Source organism: Peptostreptococcus russellii (assembly GCF_003012055.1).
GTDB lineage: Bacteria > Bacillota > Clostridia > Peptostreptococcales > Peptostreptococcaceae > Peptostreptococcus > Peptostreptococcus russellii.
In genome coordinates this window covers 505610-525458 of record NZ_JYGE01000003.1, presented here as the reverse complement: position 1 = coordinate 525458, position 19849 = coordinate 505610, and the positions used below count along the sequence as shown (strand labels likewise).

The following is a 19849-nucleotide window of genomic DNA, read 5'->3' as shown; positions in this document are numbered from 1 at the left end:
TTATTTACCTCCTAATAAAGCCTTTTTATAAACCTGTTTTTTCTTTATTATATTTTTACTTCCGACCACAGTAATCATATCCTTGTTTGATTCTACTTTTTGGTGTCCTATGACAGAGTTTTCTTCCAATATTGCCTCTTCTGCAATTATAGAGTTATAAACCTTTACATTTTTTCCTATATATGCATTTTTCATTATGACGCTATTTACTATTTCTGCACCTTCCTCTACTATTACATCAGAAGAAATTACTGACTCAGTTATATTTCCATTAACAGAAGTTCCCTCAGAAATCATACAAGCAGATAGTTTAGCATTTTTACCTATATGTTGTGGCATAGATTCATAATGTCTACAGTATATTCTCCAAAGTGGGTCGTGGATATTAAATGCATCCTCATTGTGTAAAAGATCCATATTTGCTTGCCATAAACTTTCTACAGTACCGACATCTTTCCAATAACCCTTAAATGGATAGGCAAAGATTTTTTTATTATCATTTAACATCATAGGAATTACATCTTTTCCAAAATCATAGCTTGTATCTTCTGCATTCTCGCACTTAAATAGATATTTTTTTAGTTCAAGCCAGTTAAATATATATATTCCCATAGATGCTTTTGTTGATATTGGATTTTCAGGCTTTTCTACAAATTCGCTTACAGAAAGATCTGATAATGTGTTTAAGATACCAAATCTACTTGCTTCTTCCAAACTAACATCTATGTGTGCGATTGTAAGATCTGCATTTTTTTCCTTATGAAATTTTAACATATCATTGTAATTCATTTTATATATATGGTCTCCAGATAATATTAAAACATATTCCGGATTATATTGCTCAAGATAGGCCATATTTTGATATATTGCGTTTGCTGTTCCCTTATACCAATCTCCAGTTTCTCCACCTGTATATGGAGGTAGGATAGAAAGTCCACCGTCCATTCTATCTAAATCCCATGGAGATCCGTTTCCCATATAAGAGTTTAATTCAAGTGGCATAAATTGTGTCAAAACGCCTACTGTTGATATACCTGAGTTAACACAATTTGAAAGTGGAAAATCTATAATTTTGTATTTACCACCAAATGGAACTGCTGGCTTTGCCATAGTTTTAGTTAGTGCTTGAAGACGAGTTCCCTGTCCTCCTGCCAGTAACATGGCTACTATTTCTTTTTTTAGACTCATAATAATACCTTCCTTAAACCTTTATTTATATAATTTATTTTTTTATCAAGTATATTGTTGAGAAGGGAGCGATATTTAGATTTATATGATATTTAAAGCCATTGTGCTCTTCATCAATAGATTCAATATTTCGATTGACTAACCCTTCTCCGCCGTACTTTTTCGCGTCTGTATTTAGTAAAATTTTATATTTTTCTTTGGAATCAAGTCCGATTTTATATTTTTTTAAGTGTTGGGAAGAAAAATTACTAACAACTAATAATTCTCTTTTTTTATTATCTAATCTAGTAAATGAAAAAATATTATTATTATCATCATTTACTATATTCCATTTAAAACCATCCCAAGAAGTATCTTTTTCCCATAACATAGGAGTAGATGAATATATTTTATTTAATTCTTTTATAAAGCGGTTATTCATTCTGTGTAATGGATAGTCTAAAAGCAACCAATCTAACTCCTTACTTTCATCCCACTCAATTACCTGAGACAAGTCACAGCCCATAAAAGTCAACTTTTTGCCAGGATGAGCATACATATAAGCCAAAAATGCTCTCATATTTTTGAACTTATCTTCAAATTCAACTTCTGCCCTATCCAAAACTGACTTTTTACCATGAACTACTTCATCATGTGATATTGGTAAGATATAGTTTTCGGAAAAAGCATAAGTCAAAGAAAAGGTCATTTTATTATGTATACCCTTTCTGAAAAGTGGGTCAGTAGATAAATAGCTAAGTGAGTCGTTCATCCATCCCATATTCCACTTAAAATTAAAGCCTAATCCATCGTGCTCTACAGCTGCTGTAACCTTAGGCCATGAAGTTGATTCTTCGGCTATCATCATCACACCAGGGTATTTTTTATTCACAAAACTATTTAAATTTTGCAAAAACTCAATAGCTTCTAAGTTATGATTTCCACCATTTTTATTAGGTGTCCACTCTCCCTTTTGCCTACAATAGTCAAGATATAACATTGAAGATACAGCATCTACTCTCAGTCCATCAATATGATATTTTTCCAGCCAGTATGATGCATTTGAAATTAAAAATGATATAACTTCATTTTTACCATAGTCAAATACTCTTGTGCCCCAGCCTTTATGCTCCATCTTAAAAGGATCTGAGTATTCATATAGATAATCTCCATCAAACTCGCAAAGGCCTGATTCATCTTTTGGAAAGTGACCAGGGACCCAGTCAAGAATTACTCCTATATTATTTCGATGACATTCATCTACAAGATACATAAATTCCTGAGGAAGCCCATATCTTGATGTAGGAGCAAAATATCCTGTTACTTGATATCCCCAAGATTTATCGTAAGGATGTTCAAGTATTGGTAAGATTTCAATATGCGTATAATTCATTGATTTGACATAACTCACAAGTTCTTTTGCAAGCTTTGTATAAGAATAAAAACTTTTATCCTCATTTTGCTTCCAAGAGCCTAGATGAACTTCATATATATTCATAGCTTTATTGTAAGGAATTTTTCTGCTGCTCATCCATTTGTCATCATGCCATTTATAGCCAGAAATATCATATACCTTAGATGAGGTCTTTGGTCTTGTTTCAAAGTGTGTAGCATAGGGATCAGACTTGTATATTATTCTTCCATCAGATGTTTCAAATACATACTTATAACAATCAAATTTCTTTACACCCTTTATTTTACACTCATATACTCCTCCGTCCGTTATTTTCTTTGCAGGATACTTATAAGCGTCCCAATCACAAAAATCACCTGTTACATATACTTTTTTTGCATTAGGAGCCCAAACTCTGAATGTACAAGAATCTTTTTCCAAGAAAGAACCTAGAAATTCAAAAGATCTAAAGTTTCTTCCTTCGTGAAAAAGATATTCAGCCATTTCAGTTTTTTTATTATTTTTCATATAGTATTCACCTCATTTAAATACTCAGTTTATAATTCAAATAAATGAATAAATTGTATTTTTTATAACTATCATAATATTTATTATCTTATAATTATATTATCACATAAATGATTTTTTTCCACCATTATTTTGCAAGTTTTTTTAGAAAAATCATCATATTATAACAAAACTTTTATGAAAAGGTTTTTTAAATAAGCTTATTTAAAAAGCTTTTTAAATATATTTTTATCTTATATTCTTCTCTAACAAAGTATTTCCAATACATATAATTTTAACATGCTAGAAGATTTTTTGCAAAAAACCGATAAAAACTAAATTTTTTTATTTTTTTGAAGATTTATCAAAAAGAAATAATTATATGTTTTAGAAATCAATTTTCGGACTTTATTATAAATGGATATGAAAATGTTTTCTGACAAAAGAAATAAAAAGATCACTGATATTTTACCTTATAATAAGGATTTTTAAAAAAACAATATAAAAAATCATCACTTTCTAACCTTTTAGATAATTTTTTAACCTTAAATATAGAGTTTGTTTAAAAAGCTGTTAATGGTATATAATATAAATAGGAATAATTTAAAATGAATTATTGGAAATAGAAAAAAATCAATAGGGCTTATTTAAATTAGATTTAGCAATAGGCCTAGAAGGGAGATAGGCAATATATTGCCGATAAAAAATGAAGGAAATAATTTACAGTCCGGTTGCATTTAACCGACCCCCTGGAGCAATAAGTGATATTGAAGCAAAAGAAATAAGAATATTAGTTAGAAAAGATCTAAATAAAGATAAAATATCATTATTAATCTATAGTGATATCAATGATTTAAATATTAGTAAGTATGAAATGAATTTTGTTGAAGATATTCTGGATTATTCTATCTTTTCAGTAAAACTAGAAAAGCTAGGCATAGGAATATATTATTATTTTTTTGAAATAGTATCTGACTGTGATATGAAGATAGTATCTAAAGTTAACGGTGAGGCACAAGTAACAGATCATATGATACCTTGGCAATTAACGGTTTACGATAAGGATTATAAAACACCTGATTGGATAAAGGGTGGTATTATCTATCAAATATTCCCAGATAGGTTTAAAAAAAGTGAAAAATACAAGCCTGTAGACGCTTTAAATGAGGAAGAAAGATTTAGACATGAGTATTGGTATGATATTCCAAAATCAAATATTGATACTCCTGACTACTCTGCTAGAGATTTTTTTATGGGAAATCTTGATGGAATAATAGAACGTAGGGAATATCTTGAATTTTTAAATATAGATTTGCTATATTTAAATCCTGTTTTTGAAAGTGCAGAAAATCATAGGTACTCTACAGCAGATTACTTCAAAATAGATCCATATCTAGGAAGTAATGAAACATTTGAAAAAATGTGTGATAGTTTGAAAGATAGTAATATAGAAGTTATGCTAGATGGAGTATTTAGCCATACTGGGTCAGATAGTATTTATTTCAATAAATATAGTAGATACGATGAAATTGGTGCCTATAACTCTATGAAATCCAGATATTATCCATGGTTTAAATTTACTGAATATCCAGATAAATATGAATCTTGGTGGGGATTTGATAATCTTCCAACCCTAAATAAAGATAATAAAGATTATATTGATTTTATATGTGAAGATGAAAATGGTGTTTTGAACTTTTGGCAAAAAAAAGGTATAAAAGCTTGGAGATTTGATGTTATAGATGAGCTTCCAGATATATTTATTGATTCTATGAGAAAGTCTATTAAAAAAAGTGATAAAGATACTCTTATGATTGGAGAAGTGTGGGAAGATGCATCTAATAAAGTTGCATATGGTCTTAGGAGAAGATATTTATTAGGAAAACAAGTAGATTCTGTTATGAATTATCCTTGGAGAAATGCAATCATTGACTTTGTTAAAAATAAGGATGCTATAGGGTTTTCTAAAAGCATATTGGAAATTATAAATAACTACCCTACTCCATCTATAGATACAATGATGAACCTTCTCTCAAGTCATGATACAGAAAGAATAACAACCGTTTTAGGTACAGATATATCTAGTGTAGATAATGCTAAGCACAAAGATTTTAGATTGAGTGATAAGCAGTATAAAGAAGCGAAAAAAATGCATAAATTTGCATCTTTTATACAGTTTACACTTCCTGGTGTTCCATCTATATACTATGGCGATGAGATAGCTATGCAAGGATTTAGAGACCCTTTTAACAGAGCTGGATATGACTATAAGAGTGGAGATAAGGAACTATTAATATATTATAAAAGCTTAGTTAATTTTAGAAAAAAATATAGAAAAAACTTTATAAGTAATTTTAAATTAATAGATGGAAATAAAAGATTCGTGGCTTATAGGAGAAATAATATACTCTGCATCATAAACTTTTCTAGCAAGGCTATGATAGTAGATTATCCATTTAGTGGCGAATGGGTATTTGGAAATAAAAAGCCATTTTTCACTGATTATGGTATAGTTGTTGGTTCAGAAAGCTACACAGCTATTGAAATAGATAGCGATCAAGATCTTGAAGAGGATATAGAGGTATTTAAAAAAGCAATTAATTTAAGAGCTTAATAATTAATAGTACTGGAGGTTTGTATGAGAAAAGCAGGTGTATTACTTCCTATATTTTCATTGCCATCCAAGTATGGTATTGGAAGTCTAGGAAAAGAAGCTTATAATTTTATAGATTTTTTAGTTGAGTCAGGTCAAAGTGTCTGGCAGATATTACCAGTTACTTCTACAAGTAAAAAGGAATACTACTCTCCCTATAAAACTAATGGAGCTTTTTCTGGAAATTACGATTTTATAGATATAGATATATTGATTGAAGAGGGACTTTTAAGTTTTGATTTTATAAATTCTATCAATATATCAAATTATAAAACAGATCCTAGATATGTTGATTATGACAAAGTTAGGGATTTAAAACAAAAAATATTATATAAAGCCTATGAAAACTTTATAATCGGAAAACTCTATGAAGAAGAGGATTATATAGATTTTTCTAATAAAAATAGCTTTTGGTTGGATGAGTACTGTGAATATATGTCACTTAGAAAAATAAATGGAGGTAAAGCATATTGGGAGTGGGAAAAAGTAGGTAATTTTCAAGAGTTATGTAAAGAAAAAGATGATCAACTGATGAAAGACTATAAAAATTTATTTGATTATCATAAGTTTTTACAATATAAGTTTTATGATCAATGGCTAAATTTAAAAAAGTATGCTAATGAAAATGGTGTAGAAATTTTTGGAGATATACCTATTTATATATCACAAGATAGCTCGGATTTTTATTTTCATAAAGAGATGTTTCTTATAGATAAAGATGGTGAACCTTCATCAATATCCGGAGTTCCTCCAGATGCATTTTCAAGTGAAGGACAGTGTTGGGGAAATCCGTTATATGATTGGAAATACTTGAGTGCTGATAAGTATGATTGGTGGATAAAAAGGATAAAAAAATCACTTGAAATATATGATATATTAAGAATTGATCACTTCAGAGGATTTGAGAGTTTTTACAGCATAGATAAAAGCACAGAAAATGCGAAGTTAGGGGAATGGATGAAGGGTCCTGGGAAAGATTTTTTTGATACATTATCAAAAGAAGTTCCAAATGCCAATATAATTGCTGAAGATTTAGGTCTTATAACAGATGAAGTGAGAGAGCTTCTCGATTATACTGGATTTCCAGGAATGAAGGTTATAGAATTTGCTTTTGATTCAGATTCAAATAATTTAAATCTTCCACATAGATACTATAAAAACACAGTTGCCTACACTGCTACTCATGATAATATGACTTTACTTGAGTGGCTAGAAAATAAGGCTAATACAAGTGAAATGGAATACGCCCAAAAATACTTAAGGTTAGAAAGTTACGATAAGTATACAGAGGCCTTTATAAGGGCTGTTTTAGGATCTTGCTCAGATCTTGCAATAGTTCCTATACAAGATTGGTTGGATTTTGGATCTTGGGCTAGAATAAATACCCCCTCTACTATTGGAATAAATTGGAAGTTTAGACTTCTGGAAGGTGAAATAAATAAAAAATTAATAGAATATATAAGTGAAATTAGTGGGATATATGGCAGATATTTTGAAAGGTAGTAAGCTTTATCTCAAAGTTAAGTCTATAGAAAACTATTTTATAAAAATATATAAAAATCGAAAAATACTTAAAGAATAAAAATATATAAGTTTAATAAAAATCATATTTATATTTCAACTTGTATATAGACTTTAACTCTAGTTAAGATATTGAAATAATCTACTTTTTATTAAAAAAGACCTCAGGAATTCTCCTGAGGTCTTTTATCTTTTTATAAAAAGATAAAAATCTATTATTTATAATTAAAACTTCAAATAAGCAATATAGTGTTTATAATACTTACTTATTTGGCTTAAAAGAACTCTTTAGTGGTACTATTCTATTAAATACTAACTTATCTTCTGTTGTATATTTAGAATCAACACAATAAAATCCATTTCTTAAAAATTGTAATTTATCATTTATTTTTACGCCTTCTAATGCAGCTTTTTCAGCGAATCCATTTTTAATGACTAAAGAATTTTCATTTATTTGTTCTAAGAAATGTTTACCTTCGTTTTCTGGCGCATCATCAAGTATCAATGGTTCAAATAATCTAAATTCAACTGGAAGACAGTTATTCGCATCTACCCAATGTATAGTTGCCTTTACTTTACGACCAACAAATCCAGATCCACTCTTAGTAGCAGGGTCATATGTACAATGAATTTCAGTTACTTCTCCGTTTTCATCTTTAATAACATCATTACATTTTACAAAGTATCCACCCTTTAATCTTACTTCATTTCCTGGGAATAGTCTGAAGTACTTCTTTACTGGTACCTCCATAAAGTCATCTCTTTCAACGTATAATTCTCTAGAGAAACTTACCATTCTTGTTCCCATTTCTTCATTCTTAGCGTTGTTTTCTATTTCTATTAATTCACTTTCCCCTTCAGGATAGTTAGTAATAACAAGTTTTAGTGGGTTTATTATAGCCATAGCAAGCGGTGCTTTTGGCTGTAAATCTTCACGAAGGAAGAAATCTAACATTTGGCTATCTACTACTGAATCTGCCTTAGAAATACCTATTTCAGAACAGAATTTTCTCACTGATTCCGGAGTATACCCTCTTCTTCTAAGGCCTGATATAGTGGGCATTCTAGGATCATCCCAACCATCAGTTATTCCATTGTCTACTATTTGCTTTAGTTTTCTTTTTGACATAACAGTGTTTGTCATATTTAGTCTAGCAAACTCTATCTGTCTAGGAACAGCCTCCATCTCACATTCTCTTACTACCCAATCATAAAATGGTCTTTGATCCTCAAATTCCAAAGTACAAATTGAATGAGTAATATGTTCAATAGCATCTTCTAGTGGATGTGCAAAGGCATACATTGGATAGATACACCATTTGTCAGCTGTATTGTGATGACTAGTATGAGATATTCTATATATTACTGGGTCTCTAAGGTTAATGTTAGGAGATGCCATATCGATTTTAGCTCTTAAAACTTTTTCTCCATCAGCAAATTCGCCATTTTTCATTCTATTAAATAAATCAAGATTTTCTTCAACCGTTCTATTTCTATAAGGGCTTTCTTTTCCTGGCTCAGTTAAAGTACCTCTGTACTCTCTTATCTGATCAGCATTTAAATCATCTACATAGGCAAGACCTTTATTTATTAAAAGAATTGCTCTTTTGTGCATTTCTTCAAAGTAGTCTGAAGCATAATGAAGCTCATTCCAGTTGAAACCTAACCACTGGACATCTTCTTTAATTGAATCTACATATTCAACGTCTTCTTTTGTAGGATTTGTATCGTCAAATCTAAGATTAACCCTTCCTTCAAATTCTTTTGCTAAGCCAAAATTTAAGCATATGCTCTTTGCATGGCCTATATGCAAATAACCATTTGGTTCTGGTGGAAATCTTGTGATAATACTATCATGTTTTCCTGATTCTAAATCATCTATAACGATATTTCTAATAAAATTAGAATTTTCTCTTTCAAATGACATATTATACCTCCTAAATTTAATTCTTTATAATAACATTTTATAGCATTTTGCTGAAAAAATAAAGCGAAAACAAGTATTAATTATTATCTCTTAGTTTTTCATCATATGTTTTTATCAAATTTATTTGTAAATCTTTTATTTTTGCTAAATCTTCTTCACTATAAGATCCATCTAAACCTAATTTAAGTGCATCTTCAATTGATGTCAGCATATTTTTCATAGTTTCTTTATTTTTGTTGATGTTTTCCTTTGATAATTTTATTTTTTTCTTAAATTTATTATCATTTTTCTCACCTTTTGATATGTCCTCAGAAATGTTTTCTATTGCATTTTTAACATAAACTGTATTAATATCCGAAACTTCTTTCTTCTTGATTTCCAATTTTTTTATCTGAGATTCTACAAAGGAAGGATCAACCTTATAGTCACTATCCTTTATTGACTCTAGGAATTCATTTACAAAGTTGGAATACCAATTGTATCCACTATCAATTATATTTGCAGTGTATATATTGTACTCTATCTTCATTGCTCTTTTGCGAGAGTCTCCCATTCTTTGGTCTTCATATACTTTCTCTTTACATCCGGCAAGTAGTGTCGAAGTGATTAATATTAGTGCTAATAGTTTGTTTTTCATATATTACCTCTATTTTTAAGCTATTTTATCTTGACTAGTTCTCCATTTAGAGAGAAAGATCTTGGCTCAGTAATCAAAACATCTACTAATTTACCAGCTAGAGATTCATCTCCACCAGTGAAATTGACTGTTTTATTTTGTCTTGTTCTACCAGTTAGAACATTATCTATTTTTTTGCTTGCTCCTTCAACCAATACCTCTACTACTCTTCCATTATATTCTCTATTTATATCAGTAGATATTCTATTTACTACATCAAGTACCCTATCAAATCTTTTATGCTTTAAATCATCTGGGATTTGATCTTCCATTTTTGCAGCAGGAGTACCTCTTCTCTTAGAGTAAATAAAAGTAAAGGCAGAGTCATATCTAACTTTTTCACACAAATCTATTGTATCATCAATATCTGATTCTGTCTCTCCAGGGAAACCAATCATAATATCAGTAGAGAAAGCTATATCAGGAATTTCTTTTCTAGCCTTTTCTATTATTCTTAAGTAGTCTTCCTTAGTGTAGTGTCTATTCATCTTTTTAAGCAAAGGTGTACTTCCTGATTGACATGGAAGATGTAGATACTCACATACTTTTTCACAGTCTCTCATAGCATATATTACATCATCTGAGATATCCTTAGGGTGTGAAGTCATAAATCTTAGTCTTGTAAGCCCTTCTACTTCATTTGCCATTCTAAGAAGCTGTGCGAAGTTTATTCTTTCGGACTCATCTAATGTTTTACCATATGAGTTTACATTCTGACCTAGTAAAGTAATTTCTTTTGTTCCGTTTGCTACAAGATCTTTTATCTCTTCTATTATTTCTTCTGGTCTTCTACTTCTTTCTCTACCTCTTGTATAAGGAACTATGCAATAAGTACAGAAGTTATTACAACCGTACATAATATTTACATATGCCTTGATATTGTACTTTCTATTGCTCTTTAGACCTTCTACAACCTCTCCGTCAACGTCCCAAACATCAACAAGGATAGAATCTCTGTTGAAAGTACTGGATAGCATCTGAGGGAATTTATAGAGATTATGAGTACCAAAGATTAAATCAACATGGCTATACTTATTTTTTATTTCTTCTACTACATGAGCTTGCTGCATCATACATCCACATACAACTATTTTCATATTAGGATTTCTTTTTTTCTTATTTTTTAAATGACCTAAATTTCCATATACCTTTAATTCAGCATTTTCTCTTACTGCACAGGTATTGTATATTACAAGGTCAGCCTCATCTTCAGATAGGGCTTGTATATAGCCCATTGATTCTAGCATAGATATCAGCATTTCTGAGTCATGTTCGTTCATTTGACAACCGTATGTGCTCATATGCCATTTTCTTCTTACTCCCTTTTTGTTGAAGGCATCTTCATTCCATCTATGAATTTGCTCTATATATTCTTCTTGAGCCTCTATTTTTTCTATAGGGACCTCTATTTGTTTTCTATCTTCCATATAGCTTATCTCCTTCTTTCGTAATTGCAACTTTAAATAATATTTATACTTCTAAATTTAGAAATACATATTATATATTATCATAAATATAGTATTTTTTCTATATTGAGAGAAGCTTAATAGATTTAATTAAAAAATAAATATATTTAAAGTTCTATATTTTGCAAGTACTTATAAAAAATACCGAGGTCAAAATCCCTCGGTATTTTATGATTATTTATTTTTCAATATAACTGCATTCAACGTCTATGTAGTTTAAAAATAGCAAGAGTCTTTCATAAAGTGGATGTGATTCTTCCCCAAACTCTTCATCTACAAGTATCCCTATTTTTTCAACAGTATTTTTACCATCAACATTGATAAAAACAAAGCTTCCAAATTTATCAAGACCAAGTTTCTTATACAAAGGAATCTTAAAGCCTATCTTTCTGAAGAATCTCTGAATTTTATGGTCCTGCTTTTCAAGTATAGTCACGATACCCTCTGAACTAATTTCAAAATCTACATTAGGATTTTTTCTGAATACTATATTTAAAACTTCTTCATTTGTATTCATTTCAATTATTCGTTTTCTTTCTTAATCTTAGAATTCATTATTGGTATTAGTGTAAGAATTACCAGTAATGCTAATAGGATAATAGCCATACCATTACCTGCTGCAAATCCTGATGGTCCAGCGCTCTTTATAACGCCTGAAATCTGAAGTATTATACCTACTAGACCTATAATAGATCCACCAGCTACTAGTCCAGATGATAAACTTATACCATTAGATACCTTGGCTTCCTTTTCTTCGTCTGACTTAGATGTCTTTTCAACAAGTACACGAATTAATGCACCAACTAAGATTATAGTTGTAGTAGCTATTGGTAAATAGAAACCTATAGCAACTGTCATTATTGGTAGATCTAGGAAGAACATAACTAGAGCAATAATTATACCGACTATAACCATTACCCAAGGTAATTCACCTGACATAATACCAGAAGTAAGTGTAGACATTAAGTTTGCCTGTGGTAGTGCAAATGGAGGATTATCTCCAGTGATTGCTAGCTGATCTGATAAAAGAATCATCATACCAACAACTACAATTACACCAACAATACCTGCTAATGTAAATGATTTTTGCATTTCTGTCTTGTTGCCACCAACTATGAAAGTAACCTTCTGCGACTGAGCATATCCACCAGCCATTGCAATAGCGACAACTATGAATGTAGAGAATAATAAAAGACTTCTATTATCTGCATTAGTAGTCCACTTCATGATTACAAATACCAAAGTAGCTATAACTAAGGCTGCAATTGTCATACCTGATACTGGTAGATTTGAAGTACCTATAGTACCTGTTAGACGGCCAGCAACTATAACAAATAGTGCAGCTAGTATCATAGAAATTAATATCCCTACAATAGCCATTACAGGACCATTAGATATAAGGAAGGCAGCAACAACTGCGATGATTATTCCACCTAATAAGATTATAGTCTGTATTAATCCCTTTTCTCCAGAGCCTGACTTTTTAGCGTTCATAGTTTCCTTTATTGAAGAAACAATAGTAGGTATAAGCTTTATAGCTCCTATAATACCTCCACAAAGCATCATTCCAGCACCTATGTATTTTACATAGTTACCTGATATAGCATTTACATCCATCTGTGCAATTGTCATTGATGCATCATTCCATACTGTAGAACCCTGTCCTGCCATATCAGCAAAGTAACCGATAAGAGGCATAATACCAAAGTTTGCAAGTAAAGATCCAGCAAACATTGTCAAAGCAACCTCTAAACCAACTATAAATCCTATACCTAGTAAAAGTGGATTTGCATCAACTTCAAATTTAAACTTATAGAATTTATTACCTACAATACTGAAAACACTGTTTGCTACATTTAGGAATGATCCAGTAACTACAGTTAAAAGACCGCCGATACCAAATCCCTTTATCATGTACTTCATAGAGTCTCCACCATTTGTAGATGCAACTAGAGTCTCAGAAATAGCCATTGCTTCTGGATACATAAGTTCTCCGTGTTCTTGTATTATTAGGTAATTATGGACAAGAGATGCTACTCCTATACCGAATAAAACACCACCTACACCAACAAGCAGACCTTCTAAAAATGTTACCTTTGCCCCGATTAGAAAGACAGCAGGAAGTACAAATATCATACCACTAGCTACTGATTCTCCACCGCTGGCCATTCCCTGTACTAAGTTCTTTCCTAAAATACCTTTTTTGTTTGCAAAAGCTGCTACAAGTGCTGAACCAATTATTGATCCAGGTATACCTGCTGCAACCGTCAAACCAGCCTTCATACCAGAGTATGCTGTTGAAGCTGCGAATACTACTGCCAAAATAATACCTATGATAATAACCGCTGGGTTTGCACCAGTCTTGGTTTTGTCAGTTATATAAGGAACATAGTCCTTACCTGCAACACCACCATAAGCTTCCTTTGGTAACTTTTTGATATTATCGCTCATTATAATGAACCTCCTTTTATATTAAATCGTTTATATTATATCATAATTAAAAAAAATATGCTACTAGAAATAAAAGTTAACGATTTCATAAACTTTTTAATATAAACACATTATATACATTAATAAAAAATGTTTTTTATACTAAAAAAATAAAATTAAAAAAGTACTAATTTCATCCAAAATACCTATGATTATAGGAGTTTTTGCTAAAATTAGTACTTTTAATTAAATACTTTATATATTTCTACTATTATAAAATATTATATATCTGATTTTACAGAAATGGTTAACAACTGATTAAATCTTTAATTATGAAATTTTTAAATAATTTAAATTGTATATCGGAATTATATTTATTTATTTTTTCTTGAATAGTTTTTAAATAATTCCAGTGTCAATAATAGAGCTACTCCACATATAAAACCAAGTGGATTGAAAGTTGATATACTAACACTTTCTTTTGGGATAAGTAGTGTTGTAGGGCCTTGAATAATTGCAAACAAAGAGCCTATTGTAAGACCAACTATGAGATAAATCATTTTAGATCGATGCTTTCTAAATGCATGCCTTATAATTCTAACTGATACTATAAAACCACATAAAATCCCAAATCCAAAAATTAATAAGCCTGAAAGCGCACTAAAGTCAAGTCTAAGGACACTATTTAATGCATTTATAACAGGAATATATACTCCCAAAATTAGTAAAAGTGTCGATCCGGAAATACCAGGAAGTACCATAGCTGAAACAGCTATCATGCCAGTAAAGAATATGTAAATATATTCTGGGAAGTTGAGATTTGAAAAATCCATATTCCCACTTGGCATTAGCTTTCCTCTTAATGCAGGGATTAAGACAACAATAATAATACCCATAATAGAAAAAATCAGATATTTATTTTTTCTGTCAATAATTTTAAATTCACTTTTTATAATATAAACTATAGATGCTGTTGTTAATCCCATAAATAGAGAGCTGAGAAAGTATATATTTTTCTCAAACATACTAGAAAGGAATAATACTGACAGTGTCATACCTATGAGCCAGCCTATAAAAAGTTTTACTAAAAAAATAATAGATTCTTTGAGTTCTTTCTTATTTCCACTTGTTATGTTATTTATAGATTCTAAAAAATCTTCATAAAAACCAAGTATAAATGCTATTGTTCCTCCAGATACACCCGGGACGCTGTCTGCTAAAGCCATACAAAAACCATTAAAAACATTTGCAAACAAGGACTACACCTCCTTTTTTGACATTCTTTTAATGTCTTTTACTAGAAATATTAATGCTACAATTCCAGCAATAGAATCACTTAGTGCATTTGAAATGTAAACACCATCTATGCCTACAAACCTAGGAATTATATACAATAAAGGTATTAAGACTGCCCCATATTTAAGTATATATAATACTGATGATGTTCTAGGTTTTCTTATTGATTGAAAATATGTTGTAGTTATAGAATGTATTCCTATAAAAGGCAGGCCAAGTATGTAGATTCTAATGTTATGGTTTGTTATTTCAAGCAAGCTTTGTTCATTTGTAAACAGTTGAACGAAAACTGTTGGAAACAATTCTAAAAATACTAAAGATGCAATAGATATAGCAATAATTACTCCAGTAGTAATCTTAACAGCTAAAATGCTTCTATGAATTTTTTTTGCACCATAGTTATATCCTATAATAGGTTGTGCTCCTTGACTTATACCATAGATTACCATAGTGAAAAACATCATTATAGATGTAATTATGGTTATCGATGCAAGATGATAATCTCCACCATATTTTATTATAAATCTATTGAGTACAATTCCTAAAATAGTTCCAAAAATCTGCATATAAAAATTTGGTAAACCATTTGATGTTATTTCTTTTATTGTGTTAAAACTATATTTATTATGTTTGAATCTTAGTTTAATAGGAACTTCTCTATTTTTTATAAAAAAGTGAAGAACAGCTACTGTTACTAGAGACTGAGATATAACTGTTGCAACTGCAGCACCTTTAACACCCCATCCAAAAGCAAATATAAATAGAGCATCCAATACAATGTTTACAATTGAACTAATCAACACAATAAACATAGATTGCTTAGAAAACCCTAAACTTCTTACCATATTATTTAAACAGTAGCCAGTTAAACCTGGAACACCGCCCAATAATATTATAATTATATAATCTCTTGCCAATGGATATACTGAATCCGAAACACCTAAAACTTTAAAAATAGGCTCCATAAACAATATACACAAAGCTGTAAGTATTAATTCAGAGATTATAATGTATATAAGAGAATTAAATAAAATCTCCTCTGCAGAATCTATATCTCCCTCTCCGTATTTAATTGATACTAAGGTTGATCCACCAACTCCTATAAGAAGAACAAATGCCATTTGTATAACCTGAAATGGCATTGTTATCCCTATAGCAGTTAGTCCAAGAGGATTAACTCTACCTATAAAAATTCTATCCACTATATTGTAGATAGCTGCTATAAGCATACCCAATATTGCAGGTAAGCTTAGCTGTAATAATAATTTGGAAATACTATCATTTCCTAGATCTTTTTTCAAAGTTACCTCCGCTAGTTATATTCTATTTTCTACTGTCATTTTGTACATTAAATGTAATTTCTGTTCCTTCATCCTTCTTGCTTCTTATGACCATTTTACCTCCATGAAGCTTAATAATTTCATCACTGATGGCAAGACCTAGGCCACTTCCTGACTTGTGAAAGTCTTCTTGGAAGAATTTGCTAGAGACCTTGGAAAGATTTTGTTCTGAGATTCCGATACCATTATCTCTAACTACTACTTCAGTTGTATGATCAAATTGATTTACACCTACAAATATATTTCCATCATTAGGTGTGAATTTAATAGAATTTTGTAGCAAATTAATTAAGACTTGACGTAATCTATTTTTATCTGCATATATATTTTTCATATTCTGATTTACAAATTCAAATGTGAGCCTGATATTTTTCTCAACCGCCATTGACCTCAATTGATTAACTACGCTAACAACTAAAGTCTCTATATTTACTTCCTCTACATTTAGTTTTATTCTGTCAGAGGATAATCTAGAAAAATCAAGAAGCTCCTCTACTAGTTTTATAAGTCTTTGAGCTTCATCTTGTATAATATTTAGTCCCATACTAAGCTCTTCTTTAGATATATTATCAAGTTGTAATGTCTCACTCCAACCGTTTATTGATGTAAGCGGAGTTCTAAGTTCATGAGATATTGATGAAATAAATTCATCTTTTAATTTTTCACTCTTTTGAATTTCCTGAGCCATATTTTCAAATGTTCTAGCAAGTTCGCCTATTTCATCATCTGATATTCTTTCTTTATTCATTTTGATATTGTAATTTCCCTTTGCAAGCATATTTGAAAAAATCTTTAACTCACTGAGAGGTTCTATTAAACTATCTGCAAATTTCAAACTAAGACCAACACTAAACATCAATATTAATACACCTAATAGAAATAGATATGCTACTATTTTTATTATTTCTTTATCTATATACTTCATAGATATACTGTACCTTATAACGCCCTCAACTATGCCATTTACCTTTATTGGAACAGATACACTCATTACTTTTTCGTTTGTATCTTTTTCAGTATAGGTATAGGGAACGATATTATTAGAATTTCTAATGGCCATCTTCACATCTACATATTGACATTTATTATTGCTTTTAAATCCATATTGTTCAATAAGAATGTTTCCTTCTTTATCTATAACATTTATTGCTATTTTATTGTTTTGAGAGTAGCCTTGATTTTCAAATACAGCTTCTGCCTTATCTAAAAAGTTTACTTTGTCGGAAGAAGTTGAGTTGTACACAGCATTTGTATACGCAACCTGTGACATAAGAGCCTGTTTGACTGATGTATAGTAATGTCTAGTTGCAAATAATATTAATATTACCTCAAAGGATAAAACTACTAATAGTATAACAATGATGAAATTTTTTAAAACTTTTTTTCTTAATCCACCAAAATGTAAAACCATTATTCCCCTCTCCTAAATGAATATCCATAGCCCCAAATTGTTTGAATATATTTAGGCTTAGAAGGATCGTCTTCAATTTTATTTCTTATTCTTCTTATATTTACGTCAACTATTTTATAGTCATATAAAACGACAGATCCCCATACTTCATCCAATATCTGCTCTCTACTCAAGCTTTGATTGTCATTGAGCATAAGGTATTTTACTATTGAGAATTCAGTAGGAGTTAGGTCTACTTCATCTCCATTTTTAAATAATTTTCTTTTATTTTGATCCAATAAAAATGGTGGTGAATCTATCAAATTATTTTTCTTTGAATCATTATTTTTCTTTACTCTTCTTATAAGGGCTGCCACTCTTGCAAGAAGCTCCTTAATGCTAAAAGGTTTAATAATATAGTCATCTGCTCCAGATACAAGACCTTCTATTTTGTCCTCTTCCTGAGACTTGGCTGTAAGCATAATAACACCAATATTATCGTGATTTTCTCTCACATATTTACAAACATCAATACCACTCATATCTGGCAGCATGATATCTAAAAGAGCTACTGAAATGTTTTTTTCTGAGTCAAGTTTTTCTATAGCTTCTGCTCCAGTACCAGCTTCAATTACTTCATATCCTTCTCTTTTTAGATTGATGCTAACAAAGCTTCTAATGCCAATTTCATCTTCTAAAATCAAAATCTTTTCCATATTTCCTCCCTACCTATTTATAATTTCAAAATGTTTTTTTACAGTGTTAAAATCGATTTTATATTTATCCAAGTATTTACTATTTGTAGGATTATACAAATAAATATATTGTTCATCTTCATAGAGTATATTATTCTCTTGTTCTGATTTCTTTTTATCTAAGTCTTCTCCGTTCTTAACAATAACTGTAATGTTAAATAGTTTTTCTAGCTTTTTATTTGAATTTTTATATGAAAATTCAAATACACTATTATCCTGACGATATTTTTGTTGTATAAAGAATTTATTATTTAAGTTCGATGGCCCCTCTACCTTAAAATTATAATCATAGCAATAAAAAATCTGCTTTGAAATATCTAGGCGACTATTCTCACTTTGATCACCATTCCATTTATACCAGGTTACAACATTAGACTCTTTAGGTGTATTGTTAGAGAACTTAAACTCAATCTTAGGTATTTCTAAAACACCATCTCCATCAATATCCTGTGGTCTCATAAAGAAAGGATTTTTCAACTTAGGATTTTCTTCATTTAAGGTTTTAATGAATTTACCGTTTTTATATATCAAAACTTGTGATATTACAGAACCATTAAAACTTTGATACATAAAAATACTTCCATTTAAATCTTTTGCAACTTTTCCATTTACAATATCCACCTTATCTAGACTGTCTATATTTTTAGAGGTTTCAAACTTATTAAATATAATATCTCCATCAATAACATCCATTTTTGAGAATATAACATCATAGCTTGTTAAATCTTGAAGTACAGCCAAGCATTCTTTTTTACCATCGTCATTATAGTCAAAGAAGTTTAGCCTTATAGAATACTTAGAAGTATTATATTCTGCTTTTTTCTTTACTACATTATTGCTATATTCATAGATATATACATTTTCAAATCCTCTGTTGGATATATGTAAGACAATTTCTTTCTTCCCATCATTATTTAAATCTATGAAGTTAGCATATTTTATAGTATCTCCAGAGATTCTAACCATTTTCTCAGAGTCATCTACAATTGAATCACCCTGACTTTCAAATATATACATATATATACTGTTTAGGCCTTGGTTTTCATTAGTTCTTTTTTTAAAAGCAACAATTTCCTTATTGCCATTTGAATTTAAATCAACTTTATTAATTCTGCCAACATCAATAGCATTTTTAGGAAGAACAAATGTAGTGTCTATAGGAGTTAATTTTCTTATTTCATTATATATTTTATAGTTAAACTCATTTGTGATTGGTTTTTCCAAGAGCTTTTCTGGTGATTTCATAGATTCTGTCTTACATCCTGTCAAAAAAGCAGACAAAAATAAGCAAGAAAAAAGCATACAAACTTTATATCTAATCTTCAATT

14 protein-coding genes are annotated in these 19849 nt (G+C 30.1%); 2 read left to right on the top strand and 12 right to left on the bottom strand.

From position 1 onward, the window contains the following. Positions 1-1188, bottom strand: a complete 1188-nt coding sequence (locus tag UF10_RS04260; RefSeq protein ID WP_106776573.1) for a glucose-1-phosphate adenylyltransferase — start codon at positions 1186-1188, stop codon at positions 1-3. A 34-nt stretch (positions 1189-1222) separates the two neighbouring features. Further along, complete coding sequence (gene glgB / locus UF10_RS04255; RefSeq protein WP_106776572.1) at positions 1223-3088, bottom strand: 1,4-alpha-glucan branching protein GlgB; 1866 nt, start codon at positions 3086-3088, stop codon at positions 1223-1225. A gap of 685 nt (positions 3089-3773) precedes the next feature. On the opposite strand from glgB, the gene UF10_RS04250 reads away from it, so the two are divergent. Together UF10_RS04250 and malQ are read left to right on the top strand one after the other, a co-directional pair. Then, positions 3774-5681, top strand: a complete 1908-nt coding sequence (locus tag UF10_RS04250; protein ID WP_106776571.1) for a glycoside hydrolase family 13 protein — start codon at positions 3774-3776, stop codon at positions 5679-5681. A 24-nt stretch (positions 5682-5705) separates the two neighbouring features. After that, a complete protein-coding gene (gene malQ / locus UF10_RS04245) occupies positions 5706-7223 on the top strand; it encodes a 4-alpha-glucanotransferase (RefSeq protein WP_106776570.1) in 1518 nt (505 codons plus the stop codon). Between the two features lie 280 nt (positions 7224-7503). Here malQ and UF10_RS04240 read toward each other — a convergent pair whose 3' ends face one another. The 10 genes from UF10_RS04240 to UF10_RS04195 form a co-directional block, all read right to left on the bottom strand. After that, the gene (locus tag UF10_RS04240) at positions 7504-9168 is read right to left on the bottom strand and encodes a glutamine--tRNA ligase/YqeY domain fusion protein (protein ID WP_106776569.1); all 1665 of its coding nucleotides are present in this window, start codon (positions 9166-9168) and stop codon (positions 7504-7506) included. A gap of 76 nt (positions 9169-9244) precedes the next feature. Then, entirely contained in the window at positions 9245-9805 is a 561-nt protein-coding gene (locus tag UF10_RS04235; protein ID WP_106776568.1) for a hypothetical protein, read from the bottom strand. 20 nt (positions 9806-9825) lie between these two features. After that, a complete protein-coding gene (gene miaB, locus UF10_RS04230) occupies positions 9826-11271 on the bottom strand; it encodes a tRNA (N6-isopentenyl adenosine(37)-C2)-methylthiotransferase MiaB (RefSeq protein WP_106776567.1) in 1446 nt (481 codons plus the stop codon). Positions 11272-11488: 217 nt separating this feature from the next. Beyond that, complete coding sequence (locus UF10_RS04225) at positions 11489-11827, bottom strand: PqqD family protein (protein WP_106776566.1); 339 nt, start codon at positions 11825-11827, stop codon at positions 11489-11491. A 5-nt stretch (positions 11828-11832) separates the two neighbouring features. After that, the gene (locus UF10_RS04220; protein ID WP_106776565.1) at positions 11833-13761 is read right to left on the bottom strand and encodes an OPT family oligopeptide transporter; all 1929 of its coding nucleotides are present in this window, start codon (positions 13759-13761) and stop codon (positions 11833-11835) included. A 353-nt stretch (positions 13762-14114) separates the two neighbouring features. Beyond that, the gene (locus UF10_RS04215) at positions 14115-14996 is read right to left on the bottom strand and encodes a DUF368 domain-containing protein (RefSeq protein ID WP_242969039.1); all 882 of its coding nucleotides are present in this window, start codon (positions 14994-14996) and stop codon (positions 14115-14117) included. Between the two features lie 3 nt (positions 14997-14999). Then, entirely contained in the window at positions 15000-16337 is a 1338-nt protein-coding gene (locus tag UF10_RS04210) for an MATE family efflux transporter (RefSeq protein ID WP_106776564.1), read from the bottom strand. A 22-nt stretch (positions 16338-16359) separates the two neighbouring features. Beyond that, entirely contained in the window at positions 16360-17787 is a 1428-nt protein-coding gene (locus UF10_RS04205; protein WP_106776563.1) for a sensor histidine kinase, read from the bottom strand. Next, positions 17787-18482 (bottom strand): cell wall metabolism DNA-binding response regulator WalR, encoded by a 696-nt coding sequence (walR, locus tag UF10_RS04200; protein ID WP_106776562.1) that lies wholly within the window; start codon positions 18480-18482, stop codon positions 17787-17789. The genes UF10_RS04205 and walR overlap by 1 nt, the downstream gene beginning before the upstream one ends. A gap of 9 nt (positions 18483-18491) precedes the next feature. After that, positions 18492-19847, bottom strand: coding sequence for a VCBS repeat-containing protein (locus tag UF10_RS04195; protein WP_106776561.1), 1356 nt, complete (start codon positions 19845-19847; stop codon positions 18492-18494). Between the last annotated feature and the right edge of the window lie 2 nt (positions 19848-19849).